The sequence below is a fragment of the Xanthomonas maliensis genome (genome assembly GCF_009192945.1).
In the GTDB taxonomy this organism is placed as follows: Bacteria; Pseudomonadota; Gammaproteobacteria; order Xanthomonadales; family Xanthomonadaceae; genus Xanthomonas; species Xanthomonas maliensis.
On record NZ_NSET01000087.1, the window covers coordinates 1 to 17,068 of the forward strand.

The following is a 17,068-nucleotide window of genomic DNA, read 5'->3' on the forward strand; positions in this document are numbered from 1 at the left end:
CGGCTGCTCGCTACGTTTTGTCAGCCGCTCTAAGGCGCCCTTGCCGGGTGCCGCCGGTCGGCGCTTCGGCGCCAGCGGCGTTCGGTCGCCTGGGCGACGCCAACCGCTGCGATTGCTCCGATCGAGTCATGACACCCTGCTGCCAGCGCTGCGCTGGCACCGCGTCGCAGCGTCGATGCGATACCAGCACGCTGGCGGCAGCACTCAGTCTGGCCGCAGCCAGGCCGTCAGGCGCGCTCCGTCCGGGACGCCGAGTCCGGTCGCGGCATCCCATCCGGTGGACGCGCGGAAGCCGCCGTTGTCGCCGTCGACGATGTCGCCGAAGGCGTCTGGCCGTCCATACAGGCGCGGCACCACGAACGCTGGCGGCATGCGATTGGCGCCGTAGATGCGTGCCAGCAAGGCCGCCCAGAGCGGTGTTGCGGCGCTGGTGCCGCCCATGACCGACGGCTCTCCGTTGATCGACAGCGCATAGCCGGTCCGGCCGTCGGCATTGGCTGCCACATCGGGCAGGCCGCGCCTGCGCAGCGGTTGCGACTGCCGATGTTCGTCGGTCAGCCGCAGACCCTCCTGCCAGCCAGGACGCGCAAAGAAGCGGCTTGGCCCACCGCCCCCCTTGGACCATCCCGACTCGCTATCGGGTCGCGCCTGCGTGCCGCCGCAGGCCAGTACGAACGGGCTGGACGCGGGGAAGCACACGTTCAACCCGGGTTCGCCGTCGCTGGCACCATCGTCGCCGGTGGCGACGCACACGGTGATCCCCAGCAACGCGGCCGCCTGGAAGGCGCTGTCGTAGGCCTGGCGCGACTGCGGTGTCCACTGCGATTCGGTGTACCCCCAGCTGATGCTGATGATCCCCGGCGCATGCTCGCGGTCGTGGATGGCGGCGTTGATCGCCTCCAGGAATCCGTTGTCGGTATTGGGGGCGAAATACGCCACCAGCTTGGCGCCGGGTGCGAGCGCGCCGGCGATCTGCAGGTCCATCTGCGCCTCGATATCGCCGTCGTCATCGCCGCTGCCGGGGGCGTTGCTGCCGCCCGGCAATAGCACGTCGACCACGCTGGGCATGGACAGGCCGAGCTGGGCGAAGAAGGCGGCCATCTGTGCGCGTCTGTAACCGCCGCCCAGCATGATGATGCCGATGCATTGGCCATGCCCGTCGTGGTCGGGAAAGCCATACCGCTGCGCCAGCTGTGGCGGTGTGTACTGCGCGATCGCCGTTTCTTCCGCCGCTGCCTTTGCCTGCGCGATCGTGGTCACCGGCGGGGTCTGCGCCTGCCGACGTGCATCCAGCCCGAGCACGGCGGTGACGATGCCATCGAGCGCCTGCGGGATCGAGACCGGGCCGATGCGGCCACGGTACTGCTGCTCGCCGCGCACGTAGCGATGCAACTGCACCTGGAAGGCCGCTTCGCATTGCTGCACGGTGCCTTCCAGGCTCACGCTACCGCTGTCGGCATGCACGCGCTCGACCGTCAGGCCGTAGCTGGCGGCGAAGTCCACGACTGCCTGCAGATCGGCGGCGCTAGCCGCGCAGCGGGTGCTGAATTGTGCGCGCGTCAGCGCTTGCGCACGCGTGCCGGCCCGCACCTGCAGCAAGGCCGCCGCGGCCGCATCGAGTGCCGGCCGGCGCACCGTCAGCAGCACGCGCAGGCGCTCGTCGCGCGGCACGCTGCCGGCGTCCAGACTGGCCGGTGCGGCCTGACGCTCACTGCCGACGAGTACGGTATGCATGGATGTGGATCTCCATCGAGCTAGGGATGATGTGTTGACCGCAATCGCCGCGCCGCCGACAGCTGGGGTGGCAGCGACATCATGTTGCAGATTGCTTGCGCCGCATGCCATGCCCATTGAATGCGCCGGCGCGCCAGCCTGCGGCACGCTCAGGTGCCTGTTCGCTCGCGGTGCGAAGCGCCTCTGAAACGAACGCGGCTGCGTTGGTCTGGCAGTTGGCCAGCGCGCCGCCAGGCCAGGGTGGCGATGCGCTGCCTCAGATCCTGCGACAGCGGATCGCGTTGCAGGTCTGCCAGCACGCCGATGCAGCGTCGAACACGGCGCTGACGCATGCCGTCGCCAGCAGCGTTCTGTATGCCGATTTCCGCATCTGTCTGCGACAGCAGCCACAAGACGGTGCAGACCGCCTCACGCACCATGCCAGACAGATCATTGAGGGGCGCGACGATGGACCGCAGGACTTTTCTGCGTCAGGGGATAGCGGCCACTGCCGCGGTCGGCACCGGCGCCATGCGGGCGGTGCCGGCCAGTGCCGACTCGCCCACGGCGCTGCGGCCGCTGGCCGAACCGCGCCTGCAGCCGGCGTTGCCGGTGGCCGAGCTGGGACCGGCGGTCTGCAGTTTTCGGCATCTGCAACAGGACTGGACCGTCCACGAGCCGCTCGATGATCCGCAGGCGCCACTCACGTTGCGCACCGCCGCCGGCACGGTGCGCCTGGGCAAGCGCACCGAGCCGGCCTATCCGGCTGCAGGCACGCCGTACTTCGGCCTGTCGCTGGCCGAGGTGGCGATGGCCGATGCCGACCTGCTGGCCGACCGTCTGTTGCGCAATGGCGACCCTGACGAGCAGCAAGTGCGCGATGTCGCGCCCGCGCCTGCATCGCTGCTCGACCCCAAGGACAACGGCGGGCGTTGGCCATGGACCAGCTTCGTCGGCACGCGCGAAGCCCTGGATACCATGCCGATCCTCCCCAATGGCCGCAGCCGCACGGCGCGACCGGAGCAGGCCTTCGCCGAGCTGGGCGAGCAGGCGCTGATCCAGCGGCGCGAGGAGGGCATGCTGGGCGGCTGGCTGCCGGCGGTGCGCAAGGTCATGCGGCCGCAGGGCCAGCCCGACACCTGGTACGAGGTGCTGGTGTTCGCCGATGTGCGTGCCAGCGATCGCTTTGTCGTCCAGACCTGGCACCGCACGATGAAGGTCAAGGCCGGTGCGGTGGTGGCGGCGCACTACACCCATAGCTATCCGCGCTTCGCGCCTGCGCGCGAGCCGGCCAGTCCCGAACAGTTCTACACGGCGCTGCTGGATTTCGTCGGCTACTGGCAGCAGGCGCTGGAAGGCACCGTGCAGGCGCAGCTGCCCGATGCCAGTTGGAACGACATGGCGCAGTTCGCCTTCGCGCGCGAGCTGGTGGTGCGCCCGGGCGGCGACTACCCCAAGTACGGCGCGGTGGATCGCGACTACTACGGCAACGAGTACGACGGCTTCCAGGACACCTTCACCAGCTCCCTGTACGCCAACCTGGAGTGGGGACGCTTCGCCCAGGCGGCGGCGGTGCTGGACAATTACGTCGATGGCTTCGTGCAGGACAACGGCCTGCCCAATATGCGCGGCCCGGAAGTCGGGCAATGCGGTCTGACCTTGTCGTTGTTGACGCGCTATCTGCGCTACACCGACGATGCCGCGCGCCTGCGGCGCTGGTTGCCGAAGATCGCCGCCATCGCGCAAGTGCTGTGCGATCTGCATGATCAAGCGCTGGCATTGCCGGCCGATGTGCCCGGTCACGGACTGCTGCATGGCTGGAACGAGTCCGATGCCTGCCTGTTTCCCGATCCGTCGCTGTGGTGGAAGCCGTACTACGCCAATAGCGCGTTGGCGATCCGCGGCTGGGAGGACATTGCCCAGGTGTGGACCACGCTCGGCGGCCAGCCCGCCGTGGCCGCTGGCTGGCGCGCGCGCGCCGGCCGGCTGCGCAAACGGCTGGAGATCAGCCTGCGTGCGAATGTGCGCCGCGATCTCTCGCCGCCCTATGTCGGTCCCCTGCCTGGCATGCGCCTGACCTTCCGCCAGTCGCTCACGCAGGAAAAACCGAGCGAGCAGCAGTGGCCGCATCGCGCCTACGCCGAATTGCTGCAGGCCGACGTGCTGCCGGCGGACCTGGCCCACCTGGTGATCGATTGCGTGCGCGGCCATGGCGGTACCAGTCTCGGCGTGGTCGCCAATATCGCGCCACCCGATCCCGGCAGTCGCGATCTGCTGGGCTTCATCTCCTACGGCTATGCGCAGCAGCTATTGCGGCTGGATCGCATCGAGGAGTATCTGCTGTTTCTCTATGCGCACCGCTACCAGGTGCATACGCGCGGTAGCTGGACGGCGGGCGAGGTCAGTGGCATCACCGGCGGCATGCCGTTGTTCTGCATGCCGGCGCAGTTGACCATTCCCTTGCTGCTGCGCTGGATGTTGGTCAGCGAAGATGGCGCCGGCGAGCAACTGTTCCTGGCGCGCGCGCTGCCGCGGGCCTGGCTGGCGAGCGGCGCGCCGATCGGGATGGTGAATGCACCCACGCGCTGGGGCCCGCTGAGCTGGAGCTTGCGCGCCGATACCGCCGCCGGCCGCATCGACGGACAGGTGCAGTTGCCCGAGCGTGCGCCCAAGCAAAGCTGGCTGACGCTGCGGGTCCCGGCAGGTACGCGCTTGCAGCGCGTGACGGTTGACGGCAAGGCGGCCCGCCTGCAGGGCCCGCATGCGGATCGGATCGCGTTGCCGCGCGGCACAGCGCTGGTGAACGTGCAGGCGTGGTATCGCTGAGGTGGCGTAGAGCGCGATGACAACGCCCAGCTGACGCGCCGGAGTGCGGGCCGTGGGCGGTGCCGTCATCGGCGCAACGCCGACGTGCGATCGAGTGCAACAGCTTGCGTGCTGCCGTCCAACGCAACGGCGCTGCACAGCGCCGATGGCATCAGGCCTCGCTCCACGTCTGCCGCAAGCGAATCGGTTCCCTGGGCAACCGCTGCCCGGCTGCTATGTGTAGGTGACATGGTCTCTTGTGGATTGCTGGCATGCGATGCCGTTCGGGCGTCGTGCGGATGCAGCTAGCGAGCCCAAGCACGCGGACTTCCGCACGCCAGCCGGATAAATTCGTCAAGACGGGGCCGTGGCGTTGCCGCAAGCTTTTTTCTGCGTCATCCCTCCGTGATCGGATGGCGTGCTCTCCAGGGGAGCGTTCTTGCATCTGGTGAAACCTGCCGTCTTCGCACGCCAGGGCATGTCTTGCTGTCGGATCATCTTCGAACTTGCGCTGTCGCAGCGCGGCTGGGCTGTGCTTGCCCACCGCCCACTACCGTCAATTGCCAAGGACTCACGATGCTGCAGAGCCGCCGTGCACGTGTATCACCCGACCCTCGCCAGCGGACGACTGTCCTGGTCACTGCGATCCTGCTGTGCCTGTCGTTGGGTGCACCGCAGGCGCAGGCGCAGCAGAATGCCGTATCCGACGATGAGACGACGCAGACGCTGGAAGGGATCACCGTCACCGGCACCCATCTGCGCCGCGTCGATGCGGAAACCGCCAGTCCCTTGATCGTCATCGACCGTCAGCGGATCGAAGACAGCGGCCAGAACACGCTTGGCCAGTTGTTGCAGCAGATGCCGGCGATGGCCGGCTTCATGCCGGGGCCTGCACTCAACTCCGGCTTCAGTCATGGCCGCGCGCTGGTGTCGCTACGCAATCTCGGGCCCGAGCGCACCCTGGTCCTGGTCAACGGCCATCGCATGGCCGGGCCTGCCAGCAGCGTGGCATCGGCGCCGGGCGTGGACGTCAATGCGATTCCGGCGGCAATGGTCGAGCGCGTGGAGGTGCTCACCGACGGCGCCTCGTCGGTCTATGGCTCCGATGCCATCGGCGGGGTGATCAATATCATCCTCAAGGACAAGTACGACGGCCTGGCGCTGACGGCCGACTACGCGCAGAGCACGCATGGCGATGCCAATCGCCGCAGCCTGGGGCTGGAATGGGGCAAGCATTGGGAGCGTGGCGGGGTGATCCTGGGCCTGAGCCACAATTCGATGAACCCGGTGTTCAATCGCGACCGCAGCTATGCGGCCAAGGACGTGGTCTTCCTCGATGGCCGGGTCAGCGAGGTGCGCGGCGCCAATACCCGCGCGTTCCTGACCGATGGGCGGGTGCTGACGCCGGTGGCTGGCGTCGCGCCGGGGCCGGTCGGCGAAGATGCCTTCCGCACGTACAATCGCGCCACCGACAGTTACAACGTCTACGACACGCAGTACCTGATCACCCCGATCGATCGTACCAACGTCTCGCTGCACGGCAGTTTCGATCTGACCCCTGCGGTGCAGGCCTATGTGGATGCTTTCTGGACGCGCAGCAAGACCGTCTCGCGGCTGGATGCCTACGGCCTGGAAATGCAGGACGCGGTGGACAACTACTACAACCCGTTCGGCGATCAATTGGACGCCTACTATCTGCGCTCCCCGCAGGCCAATACCCGCGTCTACACCTCCACCATGTTCCAGACCAACATCGTTGCCGGTCTACGCGGGCGCGTCGCCGATAGCAGCTGGCAGTGGGATGCGGCAGCCGGCTATGCGAACTACAAGGACACCTTGGTGCGCACCGGGTTCTCGGTCACGTCCAAGTTGAACAACGCCGTCGGCGCCTCGTTCCTGGACAGCGATGGCGTGGTCAAATGCGGCGCGCCCGGTGCGGTGATCGCCGGCTGTACGCCGATCAACGTCTTCAATCCCAACGATCCGGCCACCATCGCCGCATTGCGAGGTACCCAGCTGGCGGTGGATCTGATCGACAAGAGCCAGATGCGCTTTGCCGACATCAGCGCCAATGGCGATCTGTTCAAGCTGCCTGCCGGAATGGTGCAGGCGGCGGTCGGCCTGGTCTATCGCACCAACAAGTTCGCCCAGGGCACCAGCAGCGCGGTCGCCGCCGCCGATGCCGATGGCAATTGCGACTATAACGACGGCTGCATCCTGCGACAGGGGCACGACGAATCGGTGCGCGAAGCATATGCCGAACTCTTGGTGCCGCTGCTGAAGGGTGCGCCGCTGGCCGACAGTCTGAATCTCAATCTCGGTTCGCGTTATTCCAAGTACGATGCCTGGGGCAATACCACCAACAGCAAGGTAGCGATCGAATGGCGGCCGATCGCCAATCTGCTGGTGCGCGCGACCGGCTCGCAGGTGTTTCGGGCGCCGGCCTTGGGCGATCTGTACGGCTCACCGTTCAACGGCGTGGTTGAGCCGAACGGCGATTTCAAGGATCCCTGTGACGGCTACGTCGGCAGTGGCAATCCTGCCTGCGCCAACGTCCGCGGCGATGGCAGTTTTGCCAATGCCGCCGAGTTCAAGGTGATCACCTCAGGCACCAACAATCTCGGCATCCGGCTCAAGCCCGAGCGCGGGCGTTCCTACAATGTCGGCCTGGTGTACGACCCCGAGCGTGTCGACGGGCTGTCGCTCAACCTCGACAGTTGGCGTGTCGTGCTGGATGACATGCTCTCGGGCGTCGGGCTGGAGACCGTGGTCGGCGCCTGCTTCACCGGGCAGGTGCCCGCCTTCTGCCCGCTGATCCAGCGCGATGCCAATGGCCAGCTGGTGCGGGTGTCGGTGCCGTTCGCCTACAACAGCGGCAACGTCGACATCCGTGGCTATGACAGCGGCATCCACTACCGGCTGACCGGTAGCGCCTGGGGCGATTTCACGGCTGGGCTGGATGCGACCTTCTTTTCCAGCTTCAGCTTCGCCGGCGACCCGCACAACTATGTCGGCGAGAATTCCAGCTGGGGCAACATGCCGCGCTGGCGGGCGGTGGCGAACCTGAGCTGGGATCGCGGGCCATGGCATGCCAGCTGGAACACCCGTTATCTGGGGCGTACTGTCAACGGCAGCCAGTATGAGAACTTCTGCCCCGACACCAACGCCGATGGCAGCTGCCGCTACTTCCGCATCGGTTCGGTGACCTATCACGACGCGTCGCTGAGCAGGAAGCTCGCCAGCCTGCACAGCACCTTGTCGTTGGGCGTGGATAACCTGAGCAATCGTGCCCCGCCGCGCTTCTACAGCTACTCCAACGCGGCCAACACCGATGCAACCACCTACGACACCTTGGGGCGCTATTTCTGGAGCCGGCTGCGGGTGGAGTTTTGAGCGCCGACGCCGGTCGGTTCGCATTCGCTGGTTCGCATGCCTTTCGCCACGGCGCTGCGCGCACTGGCACGTTCGCTCGGTGCCGCAGCACTTCGTGCCGGGCACGCCTCGCCAGTGCGGGCAATGAAGGTGAATAAGGCGGCATTGTGTGGATGGCGATGCAGTGGTGAAGAGCCGCAGTCGTCGATCGCGCGATGCGCGTTGGCACGCGAAGTGGGCGCGCCGTCCTGCATGCTCGATGGAATGGATGCATGAGGGTCTTACGTTGGACGGCGTTTCTGGCGCGGCATTTGCGCTGCGTGCATTGGTCCCGGCGCGCAGCTGCCACTGCGCTGTTCTGGACGTGCGCCCTGCTGGGCTGGCCACTGGCGCGCGCGCAGGAGGCGCCGGTCGCGCAACCCAATGCGATGATCGGCGAGCCGCTGTTCCATGGACAGGACCATCCGATGCCCGCCAGCGCAGTGCCGTTTGCGCCGGGAGGCCAACTGGCACGGATCTATGCGGCCGATGTCGCGCATGGGGCAGGGCAGGCACCGGGCAACGATTTCTGGATCGATCGCATGCTGGCCCGTGAAGGGACCGGCGGTGGTTTCGACGATCGCAACGACTGGCTGTTTACCCGTGGCCGCGCCGCGTATTTGGCCAATCACGCGCCGGATCAACCAGGCTTCGTCGGCAAAGTGGCGTATTGGCATGCCACCAACTACGACGCGCTGTTCCACCTCCACGCCACGCTGGGCAAGCGTCATGTCCAATGGAAGGAGCGCGCGCAGCTGCGGCGGCAGACGCCGAGTTATTTCACGACGGTGTTCGAAGATGCCGGCGCCGGCGTGCGCATGCGGCTGGTCAAGTACATCACCGAGCAGAACGTGGCAGTCGCCAGCGTCGTGTTGTCCAGTCTGGATGGCGCGGCGCACACGGTATCGCTGCAAGCGACATCGCCGATCGCCCAGCACGCCGACGGCAATGAGCTGATCGGCGCATTCGACGCCTACAACCACATCACGACGGTCTTCCCCCATCTGTCCGGCGATGGCTTCCATGTCGAGGGGGCGCGCCTGGTTCGCGATGTGGACATCCCCGCGCGCGGCGAGAGCGCGGCAATCAAGCTGCAGCTCGGCATGCTCACCCGCGAGTTGCCCGAGGCGCGTGCCGAGTACACGCGGATCGCCGCGCAAGCGCCGCAGCAGGCCTACCAACAGCATGTGGCCAGCTACAACCGTTGGTGGGTGGACAATCTGCCATACCTGGACACGCCCGACGAGAACATCAGCAAGAGCCTGTTCTATCGCTGGTGGTTGCTGCGCTTCAACTTCCTCGATGCCAACGTCCCCGGTAACGACTACCAGTTCCCGGTTGCCATCGAGGGCGTGCTTGGCTACGACAATGCCATCGTGTTGACGGCCGGCATGTTCCTGGACGATCTGAAATACCTGCGCGATCCGCTGTATGCCTATGGCACCTGGCTCAGCGCGGGCGAGACCGCAGGCGGTGGCAAGTACACCGACAACCCTGGCTCGCCGGAAAACTGGTCCAATTCGTACGCGCAATACATCACCGCTGCCGCATGGCGGTCGATGCAGATCCACGGCGGGCCGGCGGCGCTGGCGGGCAAGCTGGCGCGCTATGGCAGCGGTGACGTGGACGGCGTGCTGGCCGCCTACGATCTCAATCACAATGGGCTGATCGAGTACGACTGGGCGGCCATGACCGGCAACGACGCCGATGCGGTGTCGTTCGATTGGGCCGACCAGCACGGGCAGACCCGCATGGACCGCACCGAAAGCGCCTACGTCTACGCCAATGCGCAGGCGGCGGCGCAGGCCGCGACGCTCGCGGGCGATACCGCCACTGCGCAGCGCATGCAGGCCACCGCACGCCGCATCCGCAGGGCGGTGCTGGAGGTGTTATGGCAGGATCACAGCGATACTCCCGACTCGGTTGGACTGTACGGCGAGTTGCTCAAGCATCGCCAGGCCGACGGGCCGCGACTGGCGGTCGATTGGAAGGAAACCAACAACTACTATCCCTTCAGCGTGGGCTTGATGCCCAAGCAGGGCGATACCGACGACGACCCCAAGTATGTGCGGGCGTTGCGGCTGTTCGCCGACGCAGCGCAATACCCGCTGTTTCCGTTCTACACCGCCAACCAGGTGGACATGCAGGCGCGCGCCAGCGGCGCCGATGTGGGCAGCAATAATTTCTCCACCATCAACGCGACCGTGGCATTCCGGCTGTTCGGTTCGGCACTGCGCGATTACCCCAGCCCGTATTTGAACGCGCAGAGCTACCGCAAGCTGCTGTACTGGAACGCCTGGGCACCCTATATCGATGGCGATAACCGCTATCCGGACCAGAACGAATTCTGGGCCAAGGGCAGTGCCAACAACGGCGGCAAGATCGGCTATCGCTCCTGGATCCATCATACCCAGCTGGGTGCGACCAACTTCACCATGATCGAGGATGCGATGGGCTTGCGCCCGCGCAGCGATGGCAAGATCGAGCTGTATCCGATCGATATCGGCTGGGACCATTTCGCCGCCGACAATCTGCGCTATCGCGACCGCGATCTGAGCATCGTCTGGGATCGCGATGGCAGCCACTACGGTGGCCGAGTGCCGAAGGGCTATAGCGTCTATCTGGATGGTCGCCTGGCGTTTCGTGTGGATCGGCTGGCGCATGTGATCTACGACCCGGCCAGCGGCCAGGTCAGCGCCGCGCCGGATGCGGTCAATCGCAACGGCGCCGTGCAGGTGCTCGACGCGCATCCTGCGCCCCTGGCGTCGATGACGCAGGTGCCGTTTGCCGCCGACACACGGATCGCGCAGATCCTGGCCAAGGCCGGCGTGGATGTGACGTTGCCGCCGGCGCACAGTCGCAACCTTGCCGAGGGCGCACGTGTCAGCGCCAGCTTCGCCGCCGCCGGCTTGCCGGCGACGGCGGCGGTGGATGGCAGCACGGCGAGTACGCCGTTCTGGGGCACCGCGGGCTCGCCGTCGGCCAGCGACTGGATCGCGTTGGACCTGGGGGGCATGCGGAGCCTGGATCAGGTGGTGCTCTACTTCTATCGCAGCTCGTCGCCGGGCGGCGATCAGAATGGGTTTCCGTCCGGAACACTGCCTGGCTACGCGGCACCGTGGATCTACGCCGTGCAATATCAGGACGGCAGCGGCGAGTGGAAGAACGTTCCCGGGCAGGTGCGCGATGCCACGATGGCGGAGGGCAATCGCAATCGGGTGCGCTTCCCGGCGATCCGTACTGCGGCGCTACGCGTCGTGGTGACGCACGCCGGCACGGCGCGCACCGGCATCAAGGAAATCCAGCTGTTCGACAGCGGCTTGCCGGCGCCCGCATTTGCGGGCAATGCGCCGCCGCAGGTGCAGGCCTGGCAGCTGGACACGCCGGGCGCCGATGGTGCGGCGGCGGTGCAAGGACGCGTTGGCGATGACGGCTTGCCCACTGGCACGCTGCAGGTCCGCTGGCGCGTGCAGCAGGCGCCGGAAGGCGGCGATGCCGTGTTTGCCGATGCCGCCGCGCTGCAGACCTCCGTGCGTTTCACCCGTGCCGGGCACTACACCTTGCGTCTGGCGGCCAACGATGGGGCGCTGTTGGGACATGCCGATGTGCAGGTCATCGCGCCGGCCTCGCACCCGCTGCAGAGCATTCCGTTGCAGGCCGTGGCCAGTGTCAGTGCGCAACTCACCGGGATCCAGTACCGCGTGCAGGCGTTGAATGATGGCTTCATCCCGCGGGCAGGCAGTTCTCCCGGTGGCAGCCTGCGCTGGGGCAGCTATGGGCTCGACCAGCCGGCAACCGTGTGGTTGCAGTATCAGTGGCCGCGCCCGGTGCGGTTGTCGTCCAGTGCGCTCTACCTGTGGAACGACCAACCCAATGGCGGGGTGGCACCACCTGCCGGCTGGAAGTTGCAGATGCTGCAGGACGGACGTTGGCAGGACATCGTCAGCAAGAGTGGGTACCCGATCGCGGCGGCCGCTACCGGCGCGGCGAGCACCGCCAGCTTTACGCCGGTGGTCACCACCGCGCTGCGCGTGGTGTTGACCACGCAGACCACTGCCAACGGACATGCCGCCATTGGGGTGGACGAGTGGCAGGCGCTGTCTGATCTGCCCAAGCAGGTGGAAGCAATCGATCTACGCATCGCCCCCGGGCAGATACCGACGCTGCCACAGGAGACCACCGCGTTCTTTGCCGATGGCAGTGTGCTGCCGCTGGCGGTGCAGTGGTCCGAGTTGGCCGCCAGCCGCCTTGGCCGCGAAGGCGCGGTGGACCTGCAAGGCTTGGTCGAAGGCACGATTCCCATCAAGGCCACCCTCTGGGTACGCGCCACGCCGCCCGGACAGATCACTACCGTGCAGCCGTTGCCGACGGTGACTGCGGCGGTGGGGCAGACACCGACGTTACCGGGCTTTGTCACGGTGCAATACAACGACGGCTCGCGTGAACGCTTGCCGGTGCAATGGCCGACGGTGCCAGCCGCGCGTTACGCACAGCCCGGTGAACTCGAGCTCACCGGCACGGCGCAAGGGCGTGCCCCTACCGGAAAAGTGTCGGTGCCGCTGGTGCTGCAGATCAAGGCAGCGACGCCATGAGGCGTACGTTCTCACGTTCGCTGGTGCTGGCCTGCGGGGTGTTGCTGGCTAGCGCTCCGGCCTGTGCCGTGCAGTCGCCGCAGGGAAGGCGGCTGCACGCGCCCGGCAATCCCATCCTGGCCGATGGCAGCGCCTATTCCGCCGACCCTGCGCCGGTGGTGGTCGACGGCAAGCTGTACATCATTGCCGGCCGAGATACCGCTGCTCCCGATCGCAATGCCTTTGTCATGCCCGGCTGGCAACTGTTCGTCAGCAGCGATCCGGCCAGCGGCGAATGGACCCACTACCGCGATTTCCTGCGGCCGCAGGCGGTGTTCGCGTGGGCCAAGAAGGAGCATGCGTACGCAGCCCAGATCGTGCAGGGACCGGATCACCGCTACTACCTGTATGCGCCGGTGCAGCAGCGCGATTCGCCCAATGCAGATCCTTTCGCGATCGGTGTGGCGGTGGCCGACAGTCCGCTCGGGCCGTGGACCGATGCACACCCGCAAGGGCCGGTGGTCTCGCAGTCGGTACCGGCCCGCAACGACATCCAGAACATCGACCCCACCGTCATGGTGGACGACGACGGCCGCGCGTATCTGTACTGGGGCACCTTCGGCGCGTTGTACGGCGTGGAGCTGCAGCGCGACATGGTCAGTTTCAAGGGCACGCCGATCCGGGTGGACACCCTGGACGGCTACTTCGAAGCGCCCTGGCTGTTCAAGCGCAAGGGCACCTATTACCTGGCGTATGCGGCCAACAATGCCGGTCGCCTTTCGCCGTGTACGCCCACGCTGTATCACGCCTGCGTTGCCTATGCGAGCGCGCCAACGCCGCTGGGCCCGTGGACGTATCGCGGCATCGTGCTGCCGCCGGTGTCCTCCACCACCTCGCATCCGGGGATCGTCGAATTTCAGGGGCAGTGGTATCTGGTCTATCACACCGCCGACGCGCACGGCGGCGGACATTTCCGTCGTAGCGTGGCGATCGATCGGCTGCAGTGGGACGACCGCACCCAGCCGGCCAGCATGCGCACCGTGGTGCCGACGCGGCGTCCAATGCCACCCGCGCCGCCAGGGCGCAATCAAGCGCCATCGGCCTATGCAACTGCATCCAATGGCCCGGATATCCCCGTGCAGTACTGGATCGCCGCGCTCAACGACGGCATCGTCAAGGCCCATCCGTTGCCGCCGGAGATGTGGGCCAGTTGGACGGACGATAACCCGCCGCAACAATGGATACAGTACAGCTGGGCGCAACCGATTACCGTGGATCGCACGCGCATCGTGTTCTGGGCCGATCAGCCGGCCGGTGCGTCGGTCGGGGTGGCGCCGCCCGCCAGCTGGCGGCTGGAGTACCGACAGGGCGGACAGTGGCATCCGGTGCAGGCATCCGATCGTTACGGTATCCGCCCCGATCACATTGAAGCCGTGTCGTTCGCGCCGGTGACCACCCGGTGCGTGCGGGCGGTGATGGACGCGTCCGGAAGCGGCACGCACTACGCCGCGCTGGCGGTCCAGGAGTGGGAAGTATGGACGCCACAGCCGCAGCGGCTTTCGTCAGCCAGCGCGGCCGAGGCTGCCCGCTGCGATGCGCCATGAGTCTGCTCCGCGGGCAGGCGGCCAGCGTCGCCCTGGTCGAGCGCATCGCAAGCGGGTTGGCCAAGGTGGTGGCACGTTTGCGCGGTGTTTCTATTGCCAGGACCGCAGGATTCGCACAACCCCGCCATGATCAGGATGCCGTGATGCCAGTCCCCACGTTGTCTGCGCTGAAGATGCCTCCGGCTGTAGCGGCGTGCTGCCTCGCCACGCTGTTCCTGCAGCTGCCGCTGCAGGCGACGGCGGTGGAGACGCCGACACCGGCGCAGTACGAACAGGCAATGCGCTTGTCGGAGCATTACGCGGCGCTGGTCGATCACGCGCCTGCCGAGCCGGTCTGGATCGACGCACGGCAATTCCTGTATCGCCGCAAGCTGGTCCGGCGCGATCGTTCGCCAGCCATCGAATACCTGCTGGTGGATGCCGAGCGCGGCAAGAGCCGGTTGGCCTTCGATCACGCACGTCTGGCCGCAGCGCTGACCCAGGCCGGCGCGTCGGGTGTGGATGCGGGGGCGTTGCGGTTGCAGCAACCCACACTGCAACAGCAGCAGCTGCGCTTCCAATTGAACAAACTCGGCTGGCAGTGCGATCTTGCCCGTTACCGCTGCGAACGCCTGCCCGAACGCGATCTGCCCGCGGATACCATGGACATGGGCCTGCCGCTCAAGCAGGGCGAGCGGTATGCCAGGCGCTCGCCGGATGGGCGCTGGCAGGCGTGGGTCGAGCAAGCCAACGTGGTGATCGCGCCGGCGCAAGGCGGTACGCCTCGGCAGCTCAGCCACGACGGCACGCCCACGGACTTCTACGCCATCGACTCGCTGGCATGGTCGCCGGATTCGCAACACCTGGCCGCCTATCGCATCAGCACGCCGCCGCAGCACATCGTCTACTACATCGAATCGGCGCCGCCCGATCGGGTGCAGCCGCGCTTGCACCAGCAGGTGTATCCCAAGCCTGGCGATCCCTTGCCGGTCAGGCAGCCGGTGCTCTTCGATGTCGCCAGCGGCGCCGCGCGACCGGTGGCGATGACCTTGCTGCCTAACGCGTTCACCCTGAGCGACCTGCAATGGTGGAACGATAGTCGCGGTTTTACGTTCGAATACAACGAGCGCGGGCACCAGCGTTACCGGGTGATCGAGGTCGATGCGCGCACCGCACAGGCGCGTTCGCTGATCGAGGAAACCTCGCCGACGTTCATCGAATACTCCGACCTCAGCGGCGTCAACGAAGAGGGCGGAAAGCGTGCCCGCCACGATCTGGCCGACGGCAAGCAGATCCTGTGGGCCTCCGAGCGCGATGGCTGGGAACATCTGTATCTGTACGACGGCAGCAGTGGCCAGGTGGTCCGCCAGGTCACGCGCGGCGACTGGGTGGTGCGCAAGCTCGATCGGGTCGATGAGGCCGCCGGGCAGGTCTACTTCACCGCCGCCGGTATCGTGCCTGGAGAGGATCCGTATTACCGGCATGCCTATCGCATCGGTCTGGATGGGAGCGGCCTGACCGCGCTGACGCCGCTATCGGCCGACCACCAGGTGACGTATTCGCCCGACGGCCGCTGGTTTCTGGATCTGTATTCGCGGGTGGACCTGGGGCCGGTGCTGCAGCTGCGACGCAGTGCGGACGGCAGCCTGGTGCGCACCATCGAGCGAACCGATCTGAGTCGGCTGCAGGCGGCCGGCTGGCAATCGCCATTGCCGTTCCACACGCCGGGTCGCGATGGCAACACCGAGATCTGGGGCGTCATCTATCGTCCGCAGTCGCTCGATCCGCAACAGCGTTACCGCGTGGTCGAGGATATCTATGCCGGTCCGCATGGCTCCTTCGTTCCCAAGTCCTTCGTGCCCTGGGTGCCGTCGCTGACTGCGCTCGGATTCGCAGTCGTGCAGATCGATGGGATGGGCACCAACAACCGCTCGCGCGCCTTCCACGACGTGGCGTGGCGCAATCTCAAGGATGCAGGGTTGCCAGATCGCATCGCCTGGCACAGGGCGGTTGCACGACGGTATCCCTGGTACGACATCCACGATGGCGTCGGTGTGTATGGCACCTCGGCCGGTGGCCAGAATGCCCTGGGGGCATTGTTGTTCCATCCGGATTTCTACGTCGCCGGCGTAGCCAACTCCGGCTGCCACGACAACCGCATGGACAAGATCTGGTGGAACGAGCAATGGATGGGCTGGCCGGTTGGGCCGTGGTACGCCGCCTCGTCGAATGTGGAGAACGCCGCGCGCCTGCAAGGACACCTCTTGCTGGTCACCGGCGACATGGATATGAACGTCGATCCGGCCAGCACCTTCCAGGTGGCCGATCGCTTGATCAAGGCAGGCAAGGACTTCGATCTGTTGGTCGTGCCAGGCGGCGATCATGGGGCCGGCGGGCGCTACGGCACGCGCCGCCTGCTGGACTTCTTCGTGCGCTGGATGCAGCGCTCGCCGACGCCGGATTGGAATCGCACCCCGGGCGAGCGCGCACCCGCCGCTCCCTGACCCGATCTCGCCGTTGGCGGCGGCGATCGGTCGCGCAGGGCGGGGCGGTATGCCGCAGCGCGGCGCGTCTGCTGTGAGCGCCACGGCAACAGTACCGCCACGCGCTGCTCTCGTCGCGCGCATGGCGGTAGTTCAAGCGTTCCTGCAGCCGACGCCGCGCGGCGGTCACCGCCCGATCCTGCAGTGCGCAAAAGTGCGGGAATGAATCATGCTGTTTTCCGCATTCGCCAGCATCAATTGCGTCAAGACGCACTACGTGCTCACAGGCACATTGTGACCAACCAATAAAACAGCGGGGTGCTGGCCCCGTGACCTTCATCAAGACCCTGGCGAGGCCGCCTGATCCGAGGTGATCGGTGGCTCGCGAGATCCACGTGCCCTGAACGATGGCCGTCGCTTGCGTGGACGGTCCTGGCTGTGTGCGCCCCATGCAATCCGCGCCAGCAGCGGCGGCGGCCGTCGTTTCTCCCTTCATCGTTCC

5 protein-coding genes and 2 pseudogenes are annotated in these 17,068 nt (G+C 66.6%); 5 read left to right on the plus strand and 2 right to left on the minus strand.

All coding sequences use genetic code 11. The features are described 5' to 3' along the window. Window positions 1-204: 204 nt before the first annotated feature. Together CKY51_RS20880 and CKY51_RS23005 are read right to left on the minus strand one after the other, a co-directional pair. Window positions 205-1,215 (minus strand): annotated as a pseudogene (locus CKY51_RS20880) (S53 family peptidase); the annotation flags it as partial. A gap of 51 nt (window positions 1,216-1,266) precedes the next feature. Further along, window positions 1,267-1,734, minus strand: a pseudogene (locus CKY51_RS23005) (protease pro-enzyme activation domain-containing protein); the annotation flags it as partial. 447 nt (window positions 1,735-2,181) lie between these two features. On the opposite strand from CKY51_RS23005, the gene CKY51_RS20885 reads away from it, so the two are divergent. The 5 genes from CKY51_RS20885 to CKY51_RS20905 all read left to right on the plus strand — a co-directional run bounded on the left by CKY51_RS20885 (window position 2,182) and on the right by CKY51_RS20905 (window position 16,587). Next, complete coding sequence (locus CKY51_RS20885; protein ID WP_031340921.1) at window positions 2,182-4,539, plus strand: hypothetical protein; 2,358 nt, start codon at window positions 2,182-2,184, stop codon at window positions 4,537-4,539. Window positions 4,540-5,094: 555 nt separating this feature from the next. Further along, a complete protein-coding gene (locus CKY51_RS20890) occupies window positions 5,095-7,911 on the plus strand; it encodes a TonB-dependent receptor domain-containing protein (protein ID WP_152249874.1) in 2,817 nt (938 codons plus the stop codon). Between the two features lie 251 nt (window positions 7,912-8,162). Continuing rightward, window positions 8,163-12,521: an Ig-like domain-containing protein gene (locus CKY51_RS20895; protein ID WP_022974463.1), complete on the plus strand. Its 4,359-nt coding sequence runs from the start codon at window positions 8,163-8,165 to the stop codon at window positions 12,519-12,521. After that, window positions 12,518-14,104, plus strand: coding sequence for a family 43 glycosylhydrolase (locus tag CKY51_RS20900; RefSeq protein ID WP_031340925.1), 1,587 nt, complete (start codon window positions 12,518-12,520; stop codon window positions 14,102-14,104). The genes CKY51_RS20895 and CKY51_RS20900 overlap by 4 nt, the downstream gene beginning before the upstream one ends. A 173-nt stretch (window positions 14,105-14,277) precedes the next feature. Then, a complete protein-coding gene (locus CKY51_RS20905; protein ID WP_052172319.1) occupies window positions 14,278-16,587 on the plus strand; it encodes a S9 family peptidase in 2,310 nt (769 codons plus the stop codon). Window positions 16,588-17,068: the final 481 nt, after the last annotated feature.